15 protein-coding genes are annotated in these 16,205 nt (G+C 68.9%); 10 read left to right on the plus strand and 5 right to left on the minus strand.

The annotated features are described in order from the left end of the window. Positions 1–12: 12 nt before the first annotated feature. Both UAA55_RS02475 and UAA55_RS02480 read right to left on the minus strand, forming a co-directional pair. Entirely contained in the window at positions 13–1,680 is a 1,668-nt protein-coding gene (locus UAA55_RS02475) for a methyl-accepting chemotaxis protein (protein WP_322951085.1), read from the minus strand. Positions 1,681–1,807: 127 nt separating this feature from the next. After that, positions 1,808–3,037, minus strand: coding sequence for a hypothetical protein (locus UAA55_RS02480; RefSeq protein WP_322951086.1), 1,230 nt, complete (start codon positions 3,035–3,037; stop codon positions 1,808–1,810). A 292-nt stretch (positions 3,038–3,329) separates the two neighbouring features. On the opposite strand from UAA55_RS02480, the gene UAA55_RS02485 reads away from it, so the two are divergent. After that, positions 3,330–3,635: a hypothetical protein gene (locus UAA55_RS02485; RefSeq protein WP_145612383.1), complete on the plus strand. Its 306-nt coding sequence runs from the start codon at positions 3,330–3,332 to the stop codon at positions 3,633–3,635. A gap of 89 nt (positions 3,636–3,724) precedes the next feature. Here the strand turns inward: UAA55_RS02485 and UAA55_RS02490 are convergent, their stop codons facing one another. Both UAA55_RS02490 and UAA55_RS02495 read right to left on the minus strand, forming a co-directional pair. After that, on the minus strand, positions 3,725–5,032 hold the full coding sequence (locus UAA55_RS02490) for an MFS transporter (protein ID WP_322951087.1): 1,308 nt from the start codon (positions 5,030–5,032) through the stop codon (positions 3,725–3,727). A 14-nt stretch (positions 5,033–5,046) separates the two neighbouring features. Further along, positions 5,047–6,483 (minus strand): M20/M25/M40 family metallo-hydrolase, encoded by a 1,437-nt coding sequence (locus tag UAA55_RS02495; protein ID WP_322951088.1) that lies wholly within the window; start codon positions 6,481–6,483, stop codon positions 5,047–5,049. Positions 6,484–6,665: 182 nt separating this feature from the next. Between UAA55_RS02495 and UAA55_RS02500 the strand changes: the two genes are divergently transcribed. Beyond that, entirely contained in the window at positions 6,666–6,878 is a 213-nt protein-coding gene (locus tag UAA55_RS02500; protein ID WP_322951089.1) for a hypothetical protein, read from the plus strand. On the opposite strand, the gene UAA55_RS02505 is transcribed toward UAA55_RS02500, so the two are convergent. Further along, positions 6,875–8,221 (minus strand): amidase, encoded by a 1,347-nt coding sequence (locus tag UAA55_RS02505; protein WP_322951090.1) that lies wholly within the window; start codon positions 8,219–8,221, stop codon positions 6,875–6,877. The genes UAA55_RS02500 and UAA55_RS02505 overlap by 4 nt on opposite strands. A gap of 211 nt (positions 8,222–8,432) precedes the next feature. Here UAA55_RS02505 and UAA55_RS02510 point away from each other — a divergent pair, with 211 nt between their 5' ends. The 8 genes from UAA55_RS02510 to UAA55_RS02545 all read left to right on the plus strand — a co-directional run bounded on the left by UAA55_RS02510 (position 8,433) and on the right by UAA55_RS02545 (position 16,172). Beyond that, positions 8,433–8,702 (plus strand): BufA1 family periplasmic bufferin-type metallophore, encoded by a 270-nt coding sequence (locus UAA55_RS02510; protein ID WP_145612387.1) that lies wholly within the window; start codon positions 8,433–8,435, stop codon positions 8,700–8,702. Positions 8,703–8,736: 34 nt separating this feature from the next. Further along, positions 8,737–9,585 (plus strand): MNIO family bufferin maturase, encoded by an 849-nt coding sequence (bufB, locus tag UAA55_RS02515; RefSeq protein ID WP_322951091.1) that lies wholly within the window; start codon positions 8,737–8,739, stop codon positions 9,583–9,585. Next, positions 9,569–10,306 (plus strand): HvfC/BufC N-terminal domain-containing protein, encoded by a 738-nt coding sequence (locus UAA55_RS02520; RefSeq protein ID WP_322951092.1) that lies wholly within the window; start codon positions 9,569–9,571, stop codon positions 10,304–10,306. Before bufB ends, UAA55_RS02520 begins: the two co-directional genes overlap by 17 nt. Beyond that, entirely contained in the window at positions 10,303–10,791 is a 489-nt protein-coding gene (locus UAA55_RS02525; RefSeq protein WP_322951093.1) for a DoxX family protein, read from the plus strand. Before UAA55_RS02520 ends, UAA55_RS02525 begins: the two co-directional genes overlap by 4 nt. Positions 10,792–10,863: 72 nt before the next feature. After that, positions 10,864–11,898: a hypothetical protein gene (locus tag UAA55_RS02530; protein WP_322951094.1), complete on the plus strand. Its 1,035-nt coding sequence runs from the start codon at positions 10,864–10,866 to the stop codon at positions 11,896–11,898. A 108-nt stretch (positions 11,899–12,006) separates the two neighbouring features. Further along, on the plus strand, positions 12,007–12,903 hold the full coding sequence (locus UAA55_RS02535; protein WP_322951095.1) for a LysR family transcriptional regulator: 897 nt from the start codon (positions 12,007–12,009) through the stop codon (positions 12,901–12,903). Positions 12,904–12,998: 95 nt separating this feature from the next. Continuing rightward, on the plus strand, positions 12,999–15,788 hold the full coding sequence (locus tag UAA55_RS02540; RefSeq protein WP_322951096.1) for a DUF5695 domain-containing protein: 2,790 nt from the start codon (positions 12,999–13,001) through the stop codon (positions 15,786–15,788). Between the two features lie 75 nt (positions 15,789–15,863). After that, positions 15,864–16,172, plus strand: coding sequence for a hypothetical protein (locus tag UAA55_RS02545; protein ID WP_322951097.1), 309 nt, complete (start codon positions 15,864–15,866; stop codon positions 16,170–16,172). Positions 16,173–16,205 lie beyond the last annotated feature (33 nt).

Below are 16,205 nucleotides of genomic sequence, written 5' to 3' on the forward strand. Positions count from 1 at the left end.
GCCGATGCGTCGTCAAGCGGACTGGCGCAACGCGTCGGCGAACTGACCCACATGGCTTTTCAGGTCGCTGGAGCGGGCGGCGATTCCGCCGGCCACGTCTCGCACGGTGTCCGCTGCCCGCCCGGTGTCGCGGGCGGTGCGCGCAAGGCCGACAACGTCGGCGGTGATGGCATCGGTGCCGTTGGCCGCCTCCTGAACGTTGCGGGTGATTTCCGCGGTGGCGGAGGCTTGCTCCTCCACCGCGGACGCGATGGATCCCACCATGGCGCTGATGGCGGTGATCATCTCCACGATGTGTCCGATGGAGGTCACGGCAGCCCCGGTCGCCCCCTGAACGGCAGCCACCTGGGCGCGGATCTCGTCCGTGGCCTTGGCCGTCTGCATCGCCAGCGCCTTGACCTCGTGCGCCACGACGGCGAAGCCCTTGCCCGCCTCTCCGGCCCGCGCCGCCTCGATGGTGGCGTTCAAGGCCAGCAGGTTGGTTTGCCCGGCGATGCCGTTGATCAAGTCCACGACATGGCCGATCTGGCCCGTCGCCTCCTGCAGGGTGGCCACTTGGTTGGCGGCGCGGCGCGCCTCGTCGGCACCGGTGCTGGAGGTGCCGGCCGTCTCCGCCGCGCGGGCGCTGATTTCCCGGATGGAGGCGGACAATTCCTCGGTCGCGGCCGCCACGGTCTGCACGTTGGCCGCCGTCCGGTTGGTGGCCGTGGAGGCCTGGTCGGTGCGCACGCTGGTTTCCTGCGCCGCCTGTGACAGGTGCTGGGAACTGGTGCGGAGGTGGCCGGCCTCTTCGTTCAAATCCCCCGACATGCCGTTCATCCGCGCGACGAAGGACTCCACCAGGGCCAGCCGTTGGGCCTGCTTGGCCTCCCGCTCCGCGCGGTCGCGCGCCTGTTGCGCTTCCAATTCATCGGCCCGCCGCATCTCATCCCGGCAGACGGTGATGGCCCGCACCATGTCCCCAACCTCATCCGCGCGGTTGGCCCCGGCGAGGTCGAAGGCATAGTCCTTGCTGGCCAGACGAGCCATGGCCTGGGTGACCCGGATTATGGGCTCGGTCACGGCGCGCCGAGCGATCAACAGCGACAGCGCGACGCCCACCACGATGCCCAGCAACGCCGTGGCGATCATGATTCCAAGGGTCGTCGACTGCGTGGCCGACAGGTCGGTCGCCTCCTCGGCGATGCGGGCGATGCCGCGCTCGATCAAGGGGTCGGTCAGCGCGGATGCCGCCCTTTCCGCCGTTCGCACCTGGGTCCGGAAGGTGGCCCGCGCCTCCTCCGCCTTGCCCGCCGCGACCTGGGCGCGTACCAGTTCCAACGCCGCCATGACATCGCGTTCCAGGGGCCCCAGGCGGCCCGCCTCCGGCGCCTTGGCCGCCATCAGCAGCGGTTCCAGCCTATCGTTCAGGTCTGCCATTTCCTTCAAGCGGCTGTTGAAGCGCTGCAGGATTTCGCCGCGGCCGGCCGCTTCCTCGGCGATGAGGTTCAAGGCGTCGCGTTGCAAGGCCCGACTGGTGGCACGAAGTTCAGCGGCGGTCAGGATTTGGGTGTTGGACCGGACCACGGCGTTGGCGCCCTGATTGACCCGGGACAATCCTACCATACCCGACAAGAAGACCAGGAAAGCAACCATGGCAAGAATGATGACCGGCGACAGAATCTTCGTGCCCAGCTTCATCGTCTTCTCCCATGAAATACGGCAGTGATGACTTGTGACCTGCTTTTCCCCGGCGCCACCGGCACGGCAGGGCCCTCAATCCTCCCGTCAACGTGCTTAACAAATAATGAATAGTCTGGTCCTAGACTTATGGACGCGTGGCCTTCCCCTTCACCTCCACACGCCGCCCAGTGAAAGGGTTCCAGCCCACCTCCGCCAGGGCGGCCCAGGCGGTCGCCCCCAGATGGGGTTGGTGGTAGTAGCGGAAGTCGTCGGTGGTGGAGGCCGGCCCCACCGCCAGGCCGGTACTGACCGTGCCGGCGGCGGTGGCGTAGAACAGCCCGCCCGGCTCCCTGGCCGCCTGGACGGTGGCCAGGGCCGCCGCCGCCTTGTCCGGCTGCCCCAGCATCTTATAGGTGAGGGCCGCCTGCGCCGTGCCTTCGATCCACACGCCGTCGCGGTCGTCATTGAAGTCGAAGCCGCCGGCGGTGGCGTGGTGCGCCTCCACCCAGGCCAACGACCGGCGCCAGTCCGCCGGCGCGTCGACGATACCCAGGTGCACCCACAACTGGATGTCCAGCGCCGCCCCGGGCGCCCAGCCGCGGCCGTCGGGCTTGGTGCCGATGCGGAAACGTCCTTCCGTCCCATCCCAAGCCGCCGCCACGAAGCCGCGCGCCAGATCGGCGTGGCGGGTCCAGGCGGCGTCGCCCGTCAAGCGCGCCAGCCAAGCGAAGGCCGCCGCCGCATCGATGTTGTGTTCCGTCGCCTTGTAATTCAGGCGCTGTTGGGCGGGATCGAAACCATCCAGCCCACCGACGAACCCGCCGGGCTGGGCCGGGTCGGCCATCAAATCCGCCACCCAGCGCATCAGGCCGGCGGCACGGTCACGATAGGTCGCCTCGCCCGTCGCCTCGTGCAGCGTCAGCAGGGCCAGCGCCGCCCAAATCACGTTTCCCGTGGCGCTACCGTCCTGATAGCCGTCCTCCGCCCACTGGCCGGCCTTGTCATCCCACCAGCCGGGCGGGAGGGGCGGGCTGGCGGCGGCACCGGCGCGGTAGGCGTTACGCACCCGCCCATCCTTGAAGGTCCGGTCCGTCGTGGCCGCCCGCGCCAGGGCGTCGCCAACAAGGCGGGCATCCTCGACATGGCCGCATGCCACCAAGGCGATGGCGGTCAGGGCGTTGTCGTAGGTGAACGCACTGTGCGCCAGGGCGGGATGGGTGTCGCCGGGGTAGCTGATCACGAAACGGGGGCCAGATCCGGGGGCCGCGTCCCGGGCGGCATGCTGCAGCGCAATACAGGTCTGCGCCGCCGCCGACCCCAGGGGGCTGGCCAGGCAAAAATAGATCGCCGCCAGAGCAATTTTCCTAAAATGCATGGTAATTTCCCAGAACAAACGGCAAGTGTATTCTCACAATTTGTCGGAATGACGGCGGCGGGGCAGTTGGTTGTCCAAATATACACCTCACCGGTTCCACCACCCCGCGTCCGACGCAGCCCAACGATGCATGCGGGACTTGTTTTCATCTTGGTAAGGTTTTGCTAATAAACCGACCGTAAACAATTGGCCGCCGTCGCAGGTGCAGCATAAGGCTTTGGGTCCAACACCCCCTTGTGCTGCGCCGCCCAGAATGGCGGACCACCGGGGCAGCAGAGAAGAGAGATCAGCGATGAACACGAAGTTCCTGGGCATTTTGGCCACCGTTTCCCTTTTTGTCGCCGGCCCCGCGCTGGCCGAGTGCAGCACGCACGCCAACCCGCCGTCCATCCCCGATGGCGCCGGCGCCACCACCGAGCAGATGACCAGCGCCAGCGCCTCGGTGAAGGGCTACATGGCCGACATGCAGGACTTCCTGAAGTGCCTGGAGAACGACAAGGCCGCCGGCTCCGCCAAGTACAACGCCGCCGTCGACCAGATGCAGAGCATCGCCAACGAGTTCAACAAGCAGCTGCGCGCCTTCAAGGCCAAGGGCTGATTGCCCGCGCCCGCAGCGTTCGATTTAAAAAAGGAAGGATGGGCCGCCGCCCGTTCTTCCTTTTTTATTGGCCGCGGCGAAGGCCGCCGTCAGGCGGCGGCCGACCAGTCCAGCCTATCGGCGCGCCGCAGGGCCGGGAACAGCACGCACCACAGGGCCACCACGGCCACGGTGCCGATGCCGCCCACCACCACCGCCAGTTCCGTTCCCAGCCAGGACGCGGTCAGACCGGACTCGAACTCGCCCAGCTGGTTGGACGCGCCGATGAACAGGCCGCTGACGGCGCTGACGCGGCCGCGCATCTCATCGGGCGTGCCCAGCTGCACCAAGGTCTGGCGCACGAAGACGCTGACCATGTCGACCGCCCCCATGACCAGCAGGCTGAGCAGGGCGATGGCCGGTGAATGGGTCAGGCCGAAGACGATGGTCGCCAGGCCGAACACGCCGACACAGGCCAGCATGATGGGCCCAACGCGCCGCTTCAGCGGTCGGGCGGCCAAGGTCAGGCCCACCAGGATCGCCCCGGCCCCCGGGGCGCCGCGCATGACGCCCAACAGCATGGGGCCCGTCAGCCCCAGGAGGCCGGCGTCGACGGAGAACTGATCGCGCGCCAGGGCCGGCAGCAAGGCGGTGGCGCCCCCCAGCAGCACGGCGAACAGGTCCAGGGAAATGGCGCCCAAGACGATGGGCTGCCGGCGGATATAGCGGATGCCACCCAGGATGCCGTCCCAGCTGACCGGGGCGCGGGCCACGGCGCGGGAGGGGGCGGAGATGCCGATGACGATCAGGCCGGCCAGCAGCAGGAAGCCGGCGCCGACGCCGAACACCCAGTCATGCAGGCCAGCATAGAGCACACCGCCCAGCGCCGGCCCCAGCACCCCCGCCACCTGCATGGCCGAAGAACTGATGGCCACCGCATTGGGGAAGTCGGCCTTGGGCACCAGGTTGGGCAGCAGGGCGGATGAGGCCGGCGCCTCGAACGCGCGGGCGGCGCCGAACAGCATGACGGCGGCATAGACCAGCCACACCGGCAGGTCGGGGGAGGCCAACACCACCCCCGTCATGGCCATGGCCGCCGCCTCCACACCCACGCAGATGGTGATGATCATGCGCCGGTCCAGCCGGTCGGCGGCATGGCCGGTGACCAGCACCAGCCCGACGGAGGGCAGGAACTGCGCCAGGCCGATCAGGCCCAGGTTCATGGTGCTGCCGGTACGGTCGTAAATGGCCCAGCCGGCCGCCACCGCCTGGATCTGCAGGGCCCCCATGGACAGGATGCGCGCCAGCCAATAGCGCAGGAAGGCCGGATGGCGCAGCGCCCCGCCCCAGCCCTTGCGGGCCGGCCCGTCCTGGGGCGCGGGGTCAGGGGCGGCGGCGTTGGAAGGGGTGCTGCTCATCACGTCTCTGCTGCTCACGGGCCGGCTGGGTCGGGCACGGCGACAAAGGATCCGGCGGGGCCCGGATAGACCACCGGGCTGGCATAGCCGTCCTTGGAAACGGCCGCGACGCCAAAGAACCAGTCGTCGATGACGACATTGGGCAGGGTCACGGTGGTGGCGTCGCCGGCCCAGCGGTCATGCTGCCAGGTGGGCGCCAGGGTGTCGCGCCACCAGGCGCGGTAGCCTGCAGCGCCCGGCACCTTGGTCCAGCTCAGCGTGGTGTCATGCTTAAGGGCACCCTCGACCTTCACGTCGGCGGGCGGGGCCGGAGCCCAGGCCAGGCTGGCCATGGTCAGCGCGTTCAGGCGGGTCACTTGGGCCAGATAGGTGAAGTCCACGCCGTCGATGGTGTCGCCATACCGCACCCCACCCTCACTGCGCAGGTCCTGGTGCTGGCGGGTGTAGTTCTCATGCGCCTCGGTCACGCGGACGGCGGGGAAGCCCGCCTCGAGGAACGGCACCTGGTCGCCACCGCGACCGAAGCGGTCGGTGCGATAGACCATGCGCACGCTGAAATTATCCAGGTAGCGGGTGGCGATGCCGTCCATGTAGCGCGCCAGGTTGCGCGAAGGGCTGTCAACCTCGCCCCCGGAATAGCGACGCTGGTTGGCCTGCTTCGCCGTCTCCACCGCCTTGGTGCCCTCGGAGAAGACGCGGACATGGGTGTTGTCCACCACGCCGTCCTCGCCCTGGGTGTTGCCGATGATATCGTTGTTGAGGTCGGCCTCCACCTGCCAGCCCTGCTCCTTGGCATAATCGGCCAGCACCTTGCCGCCCAGCAGGCCCTGTTCCTCGCCCGACAGGGCCGCGAACACCAGGGTGGCGCGGAACTTGTGGTGGGACAGCACCCGCGCCGCCTCGATGGCCGCCGCCACGCCGGAGGCGTCGTCGTTGGCCCCGGGCGCGTCGGCCGTGGCGTTCATGACGTCCGTCACGCGGCTGTCCAGGTGGCCGGCGATGACGACCACCCGCTGCGGCACCTCCGTGCCCTTCAGCACGGCCACCACATCCATGACCTCCGTCGGGGTAGGCACGCGCTTGCCCGACACCGTTTGCGCCGGCGTCACCACGGTCAGGCAACCGCCGCAGTCCTTGGAGATGGCCTCGAACCGGCTTTTGACCCAGGCACGGGCGGCGCCGATGCCCCGGTCGGGGGAGTTGGTGTCGGACAGGGTGTGGCGGGTGCCGAAGGATACCAGCTTTTCGATCGTGGCATGCAGCTGCGCCGGGTCCACCTGGGCGGCGATGTCACGCAGCACCGGATGGTCATCCACGGGGCCTACAGGCGACACCTCGGGCGCCGAGGCTTCCGGTTTGGCGGGCTTGGCCCAAGCGTTCACGCCATGGAGCGTGGCTCCGGTCAGCAGGAGGACGGACAGCGTACGCACAGACCGGTGGCGCTGAGGCATGGGGTTTCCCTGTGGTTTGGTGACTGAACTGCCGGATTATTATGGCGCCACGATGCGTTAGCGGTGACATGCAGGCAAGTGCCACCGCGCGGGGCGCATGGTCGCAATCCACAGCCCTGCCATGCCCCACGCGACACGATTGTGTTAGGATCACGAAGGGCCATTCGCGCACGAGGGGTTCCGTGGGAGCGAAAATACGCAAGACCGTCCTGTTCATCGTCATGGCTTTGATGATCGGCGGCGGCGGTTACATCATTGAGCGGCAACTTCTGTCCCACCATGCCATTTTCTGGCGCGGCCTGTTCATGGGTGGCTTCCTGCTGGCCTTCGGCATCTATTTGCTGGTCGACGACTTCATCAATCCGGCGCTACGTCGCCTGCGAGCCAACCCTTAATAGTCCCCAGCCAAATGGGCCGCCGCCGCCCGGGCGATGGCCAGCAGGCGGGCGTCGGCGCCGCGCGGGGCCAGCAACTGCAAGCCCACGGGACAACCGGCGGCGTCCGTGCCCACCGGCAGGGTGACCGCCGCCATGTCCCCCAGATTGGCGACGCAGCAGTTGCGCAGCGCCATCAGGTTGGCGCGGCCATAGGCCGACGGCACCGCCAGGTCGGCCAGCGGCGGCGGGGTGATGGCCACCGTGGGCATCGCCACCACATCGACGTCGTGGAACAGGGCCTGCACGCCATTGGCGAAGCGGTCGAGGAAGGCGACGCGCGCGTCATAGTCCAGCACATCGGCCGAGGCGCGGATACGGGGGCCGACATAGGCGTCCAAACTGGGCAGCCAGGCCGGCAGTTCCTGGCTAAGAAAGCCATAAATCTCCGCCCCCGCCAGGCCGCCCCGGCGGAATAGGGCCAGGGCCTCATCCAATTCCGGAATGGTCACGCTGTCCACCGGGCGGAACACACTGGTCAAGCGGTCCAGCGCGGTGTCCACCGCCGTCACCACGCCGGGGCTGCAGTCCTGCCACAGCGCGTCCGGCGCGCGGCCGATGCGGATGACGCCGGGGTCCGTCAGCGGATCGATGGCGGTGCCGGTCAACAGGCGATAGCCTTGGGCCAGGTCATGTGCCGTCAGCGCCAGGATGCCCACGGTGTCCAGGCGCGGCGACAGCGGCACGATACCGTCGGTCGCCAGGTGCCCCCGCGCGCTTTTGTAGCCATAAAGACCATTCCAGGCCGCCGGGATGCGGACCGACCCCGCCGTGTCGGTGCCCAGCGCCAGCAGGGCGGACCCCTCATGCAGGCTAAGCGGCGCGCCGGTGCTGGATCCTCCGGGCACGCGGTGGTGATCACGGTCCCAGGGGTTGCGCGGCGTGCCCCAATGGCCGTTGGCCCCCAGGCCGCCGAAGGCGAACTCCACCATGCGGGTCTTCCCGGTAACGACCGCGCCCTGGGCCAGCAGGCGGCTGACCACGCCGCCCGGCTGGTTCCACATGGGTGGCAGGCGACGGGGGGACCCGGCGAATACCGGCCACGTGCCGCCACAAACCGTTCCGGTTCCGTAATTGTCCTTCAGCGATACGGGGATGCCGTCGAAGTCGCTGAGCGGCTGACCCGCCGTTCGCCGAACATCGGCGGCGTCCGCCTGGGCGCGCAGCAGGCTGGCGCTGAAGGCGACATAGGGATTGTCGCGGGCGTCGGGCCGCTCCGCCCGGGCGGCGATGCAGGCCTCGGCCAAGTCACGGGCGGTCAGGGTGCCGTCCTTCAGGGCGGCGAGGGCGGTGGTGAGATCCATGGGACGGCGCCTTCGGATGGGGCGTTTTTCGGGGCCGGTGGAACCCTGGCATGGGGACCGTCCCGCCCGCAACCCGGCAAGAGGTGCGACAACCGGACGCCATATCCGGTCGCTATGGATTTCATATCCCCCCTGCATTTCACAGGGCGGGGGGATCGGGGTTAGCGTCTGCCCATCGCAACCACCCACCAAACCTGAGGGGATTTTGAAAATGCAGACCACCACCACTCGCCGCCTGGGCCTGGGCTTGATCGTCGCCACCGCCGTCGCCGGCGCCACCCTGGCCGCCGCCCCGGCCAAGGCCGCGGACATGGAGAAGTGCTACGGCGTCGTGAAGGCCGGCCACAACGACTGCAAGACCGACAGCAACTCCTGCGCCGGCCATGCCACCAAGGACCGCGACCCCGGCGCCTTCATCGCCGTGCCGGCCGGCACCTGCGCCAAGATCTCCGGCGGCAGCACCGAACCCGCCAAGAAGTAAGCCGTAACGCCGTCAAGCCAGGGAGGGAGCCGCCATGGGCATCACCGGTATAGGCCTCAAGGCCCGTCACACGGCCGAGCTGCTGGCCGGCCGCCCCTCCCTGCGCTTTCTGGAAGTGCACGCCGAGAATTACATGGGCGCCGGCGGCCCGGCCCATCGCTGGCTGACCGCCCTGCGTGACATCTACCCCCTGTCCATCCATGGCGTCGGCCTGTCCCTGGGCGGGGCGGAGCCGCTGGACGCCGGGCATCTGGCCGACCTGGCGGCCCTGGTGGAACGCTATCAGCCGGAACTGGTGTCGGAGCACCTGGCCTGGTGCCGTATCGACGGCACCTATCTCAACGACCTGCTGCCCATCCCGTATACCAATGCCAGCCTGGGCGTCGTGGCCGAGCATATCGACCAGACGCAGACGGCCCTGCGCCGCCGCATCCTGGTCGAGAACCCGTCCAGCTACCTGTCCTTCCCGGAAAGCGACTGGGACGAGGCGGCGTTCCTGGCGGAACTGGCCCGACGCACCGGCTGCGGCATCCTGCTGGACGTGAACAACATCCATGTCAGCGCCCACAATGTCGGCCTGGACGCGGGCGCTTACCTGGCCGCCCTACCGGCCAACGTCGTGGGCGAAATCCATGTGGCGGGGCACGAGCCCGTGGACCACGACGGCCGCACCGTCCTGCTGGACACCCATGGCGCCCCCGTCACCGCCGCCGTGTGGGACCTGTACCGCCAGGCCCTGACCCGCTTCGGCCCCGTTCCCACCTTGGTGGAACGGGACGCCAACGTCCCGCCCCTAGCCGACCTGCTGGCCGAGGCCGCCACGGCCGACGGCATCGCCGAGGCCCTATCCACGCGGGAAGGTGGCCATGCCCACGCTGCTTGAACGTCAACGCGAGCTTCGTGACTGGGTGCTGACCCCCAACCGCATACCGCCCTGGCCCAACGCCGGCTTGCATCGCGACAATACCCTGGGTGGCCTGGCCGCAACCCTGGCCGGCACTTTCCCCGTGGTCCAGCGCCTGGTGGGCGAGGCCTGCTTCATCGGCCTGGCCCAGGCCTATGTCCGCCACCAGCCGCCCCATGAGGCGCCGCTGCTGCGCTACGGCGCCGGCTTTCCCGCCTGGCTGGCCGGGCAGGACGTGGCGCGGCAACTGCCCTATCTGGCCGATGTCGCCCGGCTGGAGGCGGCGTGGACCCACGCCTATCACGCGGCGGAGGCCACGCCCGTGGATACGGGCGCCCTGGCCGCCCTGGGCGACGCGGTGGAGGAGACCGTCTGGCGCCTGCACCCCAGCCACCGCTTCGTCGCCAGCCCCTGGCCGGTGGACCGCATCTGGCGGGCCAACCAGCCGGGCTCGGACGACGCGGCGGTGGATTTGGACGGCGACCGCGACACCCATCTGCTGGTGGTGCGGCCGGCGGCCGACGTGCTGCTGATCCGCCTCAGCCCCAGCGCCTTCGCCCTGCTGATGGCTTTGGGCGCCGGTTTACCCCTGGGTAGCGCCTGGGACAACGCGCTGGCCCTGGACGCGGGCTTCAATCTGGAACACGAATTAACCGGCCTGCTGGCGGCGCAGGTCTTCATCGGAGTGGAATTGCCATGACCCTGCCCGTGACCACCACCGCGACGGCCAAGCCGGCACCCGTGGCCTTGGCGCTCGCCCTCATCCACCGGCTGGAACGGTTTCCCCGGGGGCTTGACGCCCTGCTGTGGCGCCTGGCCGCCGCCACCGTCTTCTGGCGTTCCGGCCAGACCAAGGTGACGGGCTTCCACATCAACGACACCACCTTCGACCTGTTCCGGGACGAGTACAAGGTGCCCCTGGTCCCGCCGGAGGTGGCGGCCGTGCTGGCCAGCATCACGGAAAACCTGTGCGCCGTGCTGCTGGTCATCGGCCTGGCGTCGCGCCTGTCCGCCGGCGCCCTGTTCGGCATGACGATGGTGATCGAGATCTTCGTCTATCCTGACAGCTGGCCGGACCACCTGCTGTGGTCGGCGGTGCTGGTCCCCATCATCCTGCGCGGCCCCGGCGCCCTGTCGCTGGACCATCTGATCCGCCGCCGGTTGGATACCGGTCACAACTTGTAAGATCATAGGGATTGGAACAAACCCGTCGAGCGGACATTCTCAGGCCGTTCCCCCTGCCTGAGGAGCACCACCATGAGCGTCCAGTACGGCACCAACATCATCACCTTCCAGCCCACCATCAACATGGCGGGCGACCTGCCCGGCCTGTTCTCCACCACCCTGTTCTTCCCCAACCAGGCCAGCCACGGCGTGAACATCGACACGGGCTCGGTCGGCATCGTGGTGCCCATCGCGGCGCTGCAGGATGGCCAGGGCAATTTCCTGCCCTGGGCCGTGCCCACGGATGAGACGCTGACCTTCACCTATGAGCCCAGCGGCAACACCCGCACCGGGCCGGTGGTGACGGTCACCGGCCTGCAGGTGGGCGACGGCACGCCGCAGGGCACCGCCGTCCTGGCCCCCGTGCGCGTCATGGCCTGCACCAATGACGACACGGTCTACATGCTGGGCGTGGGCATCGGGCTGGAAGCCAAGGCCACGCTGACGCCATCCGGCAACGCCGCCACCGCCCTGGACAATCCCTTCCTGAACCTGCGCGACATGGGCGGCGACAATCCCGGCGTGCTGCCGGCCTATGCCTTGACGGCGGCGCTGCAGGACAATGGCAAGCATGGCCTGGTCACCCTGGGGCAGAACGCCGACAGCCTGCAGGGCTACCGCTTCCTGCCCCTGGCGGCCGACGCCGGCAGCCCCAGCGGCCTGCAGCTGCCGTGGGTGCAACTGACGGTGACGCCGCAGGGCGGCACGCCCATCCAGACCCGGGCGCAGATGCTGATGGATGCCGGCATCACCAACATGTTCATCGGCGTCATCCCCCAGCCCGAGCCCCCCATCCCGTGGCTGAACGCCGCCATCACCATCCAGGCGGAGGATGAGGCCGGTTTCACTGCCCTGAATTACAGCTTCGTCAACACCCAGCCCGCCGACGGGCCGGGCCCCAACGTCAACTGCGACCCCAGCCAGCCAGCCTCGCCCAGCCGCATCCTGAACGGCGGCCCCAGCCCGCAAGGGGGCAGCTTCATCAACACCGGCGTCCACCTGTTGGCCGCCTATGACTATGTGGTCGACGCCGTCAACACCCGCCTGGGCCTGCGCCCCCGGTCCTGAACCCCGTGCGGCGACGTTTCCCCGCGACAGGCGGCGTCCGGCATGGTTCAACAAGGCCGGACGCCGCCGTTTCTAGGGAAATGTCGATCTCATGGAAATGAACCCGCGATGGAAATGAACCAGGTGCGCTACTTCGTGGCGCTGTGCGAAACCCTGAACTTCACCAAGGCGGCGGAGGCCTGCGGCGTGGCCCAGCCCTCGCTGACCAAGGCCATCCAGAAGCTGGAGGAGGAACTGGGCGGGCCGCTGTTCGTGCGCGAACGCACCCTGACCCATCTGTCCGACCTGGGTCGCCTGATGCGCCCGCACCTGGAGGCGGTGTTCCACGCCAGCGAGTTGGCGAAATTGGAGGCGCGCAGCTTTGGCAAGCTGGAACGCGGCCGCGTGCGCCTGGGCGTGATGTGCACCATCGGCCCCACCCGCCTGGTGGGCTTCCTGAAGCGCTTCCGCGCCGCCCTGCCCTCGGTGGAGGTGCTGCTGCGCGACGCGCCGGGACGCGAGGTGCTGGCCCTGCTGATGGAGGGGGAGCTGGACTGCGCCCTGCTGGGCCTGCCCGATCTGCCGGAGCGGGTGGAGGCCCGGCCGCTGTATCACGAGCGCTACACCGTCGCCTTCGCCCCCGGCCACCGCTTCGAGGCCATGGACGTGGTGCCGCTGAAGGAACTGGACCAGGAGGATTACCTGAACCGGGTGAACTGCGAATACCCGCAGCATTTCGACGCCCTGGGCATCCCCGATCCCGCCGATGTCCGCGTCTGTTACGAGAGCGAGCGGGAGGACTGGATCCAGGCCATGATCCTGGCCGGCCTGGGCTGCGCCGTGATGCCGGAATTCCTGCCCATGCTGCCCGGCATCGCCACCCGCCCCCTGATCGAGCCGGAACTGTCGCGCACCGTCAGCCTGGCCAGCGTCGCCGGCCGCCGCCATTCCCCCGCCCTGCGCGAATTCATGGCCCTGGCCCGCCGTTACGATTGGGGTGGCACAGCACAGACGGCCGCCGCTTAAGCCCCTTCCCGGCCCCGATCAATCTGTATATTGTATCCAAAATCGGCCCCGCCAAAGAGGGCTGAAGGAACGGATTGGCAAGGGGTCCTGCGATCATGAAGCGTGAGAACAAGCCGGCCGGGGGGCCGCGCCGCCGTGACGTCATGCTGGCCGCCGGTGGCGTTGCGGCCGGGGCCGTGCTGGCGAGCCGTACCCCGGCGATGGCCGGTGCGGCCAAGCCGGCCATGCACGCCTTCGCCCTCACCTTCGACGGTCCCGGCCTGACCAGCCTGCGGGCATCCGGCGACGCCTTCGACACCGATTACCTGGAGCCTGGGCAGGCGCTGGGCCACGTGGCCCTGGCCTATCGCCGTGACGGCAGCGCCCCCTGGCACGCGGTCGACACGGCCAGCCTGACGCCCGCCCGCTTGGACCAGCAAAACGCCCAAAGCCGCTTGGCCGAGTACGAGATCAATGATGAGTCCGGGCCCGCCCTGGGCCTGACCCTGCGGCTGGGCGTGGCCGACGGCGATCTCGCCTGGCAGGTGGCGCTGACCAACCGCACCAGTGCCCCACTGGAGATCGGCGACCTGGCCCTGCCCCTGCCCTTCCATACCGAGTTCAAGGCCAAGCAGCCGGCGACATCCGCGGTGCTGAAGCACAGCTTCGTCTCCGGCCATGGCTCCTTCCTGTTCTGGATGCGGTCCAACAGCGTCGGCCCCTATCTGGTCATGACGCCGGAACGGGAAACGCATTTCGAATACTGGCAGCCGCGCCAAGGCGCCCGGCAGGACAGCGACAGCCCCGTCCGGCCCTACCGTCCCTATCAGGTCTTCATCCACGCCGCCGCCACGGGCGAGACCATGAAAGCGGAGGGCGGCCGCTGGCGCCAGCCGCTGACCAGCCTGACCCTGGGGGCCGGCGAAACCCGCCGCTTCGGCGCCCGCTTCACCTGGGCCGACAGCTATGCCGGTGTGCGCGACGCGCTGGTGAGCCAGGGCGGCATCGATGTGGAGGTGGCGCAGGGCATGACCCTGCCCACCGATCTGCCCGGCCGCATCGCGCTGCGCACCCTGGACACCATTGAGGCCATCGAGGCGGAGCATCCGGACCAGACCACCATCACGCCCCTGGGCCAGCGCAACGGCCGCCACATCTATAAGCTGCGCTTCCGCCGCCTGGGCGAGAATTTGGTCACCATCCGCCACGGGAACGGGCGCGCCACGCATCTGGAGTTCTTCGCCACCGAGCCGGTGGAAACCCTGATTGCCAAGCGCGCCGCCTTCATCGCCGCCCATCAGCACCGCGACCCGACCAAGTGGTACAATGGCCTGCTGGCGGAATGGAACCAGGAGACCCAGACCCTGCTGGGCCCCGACAATTACGACCGCATCAAAGGTTGGCGCATCTATGAGGTGAGCTGCGACGACCCAGGCCTGAGCAAACCCGCCTACCTCGCCAGCAAGAACGCCGAGCACCCGGTGCAGGCGGAGGTGGCGGCGCTGGATGACTATGTGGAGCACTTCGTCTGGGGCGGGCTGCAACGCACGACGGAGGAGGAGGACAGCTACGCCCTCTACGGTATTCCCGACTGGAAGAAGAACCGGGACAGCCCCGACCCCGGCCCCAAGGGGCGCCAGCATTACTGGCGGCCCTACGACTACCCGCACATCATCGCGATGTACCTGGGCCTCTACCGGGTCGCCACCCGCCATCCCGCCATCACCACCCGGCTGGACGCCGCGACATATCTGGAGCGGGCCTACGGCACCACCCGCGCCCTGTTCACCATCCCGATGAAGATCGAGCAGTGGAGCGCCTACGAGACCGGCTTTTATAACGAGGTGGTGATCCCCGAGCTGATCGACGCCCTGGACGCGGCGGGGAAGACGGCCCAGGCGGCGGAGCTGCGCGGCCATTGGGTGCGCAAGGTCGACTTCTTCGTGAACGGCAAGCCCGACCTCTTCGGTTCGGAATATCCCTTCGATTCCACCGGCTTCGAGTCCACCCAGGCCCTGGCCCGCTACGCCCTCGACCATGCCGGCCAGCCGGGCTTCCCCGTCACCCGCGCCGCCGCCCGGCGCTTCGCTGACGCCCAGATCGCCGCCAACCTGTTCTGCCGCGGCACCATAGAGCCCGCCTATTACTACCTGGGCAGCGACTACCGCGCCGCCGGCGGCGACGCCTTCACCCTCACCTACATGGCGCAGATGGGCGGCTGGGCCTTGGCGGACCATGCCCTGAATGACGCCGAAGACGGGCGGCCCCATCTGCGCCTGGCCTGGACCTCGTTCATGAGCGCCTGGGCCCTGGTGAACAGCGGCACGGCGGAAAGCGGTTACGGCTACTGGTATCCGGGCCAGGCCAACGACGGCGCCTCCGGCGGAGGGTTCGAGCCCGCGTCCCACGGCACCACTTGGCTGGGCCAGCCCCACCACCGGGGCAGCTGGTACTATTCCAGCGAAAGCGACCTGGGCTTCTGCGGCGCCCTGCGCATGGCCGCGACCTTGGTCAGCGACGACCCCGTGTTCGGCCGCTTCTGCTTCGGCGGCACCCTGGTGGAGGCCGACGGCTGGCTGAAGATCACCCCGCGCGATGGCGTCCGCCGCCGCCTGCACGCCCGCCTGCAACACGCCCGCCTGGCCCGCCAGCACCTGGACCTGGAGGTGCAGGGCGCCCGCTTCGCCCCCAGCGAGAGCATCGCCTGGCACCCCGCCGACGCCCGCCTGCGCCTGACCCTGGACGGCGAGGCCCAGCGCCAACCGCCCACCCTGCGCCTGCGCGGCCTGCCCAAGGGGCGCTATCAGGTGACGGGGGGCGGTGCGGTCGAGATGGTCGCTGAAACCGCCTGGGTGACGGTGACGCTGCCGACGGGGGTGCGGAAGGTGTCGGTGGAGCGGGTGTAAGGCGCCGCCCCTTCCCCAACGGGGCCATTCGATGCCATAGAGGACGGGTCTTGCCCCACCACCCCGGCTCACCCCATGACCCGTCTCGACCGAATCTGCAAAGTCGCCCTGTGGGTGCTGGGTTTCCTGCTGATCGTGGGCGGATGCATGGCCATCTTCCCCGCCCTGTTCCTGACGGTGGTGGCGGCCAATGATGGCGCCCAGGGCGGGGCGGCGCCGGGGATGGTGTGGCTGCTGATGCCGCTGGTGGTGGCGGGCGTGCCGGTGCTGATCCTGCTGTCGGCGCGCAAGTTCCCGGCCCACGTCAAGCACCATGCCCTGGCCATGGCGCTGGCCTGGGCGGCGGCGCTGTACCTGTTCGGCCGCTTCTGGCTGCGCCGTTGAAGCGGGCGCCTGGATACGATTACTCTTGCCTTC

The organism is Nitrospirillum guanabarense, from assembly GCF_034653355.1.
Taxonomy (GTDB): domain Bacteria; phylum Pseudomonadota; class Alphaproteobacteria; order Azospirillales; family Azospirillaceae; genus Nitrospirillum.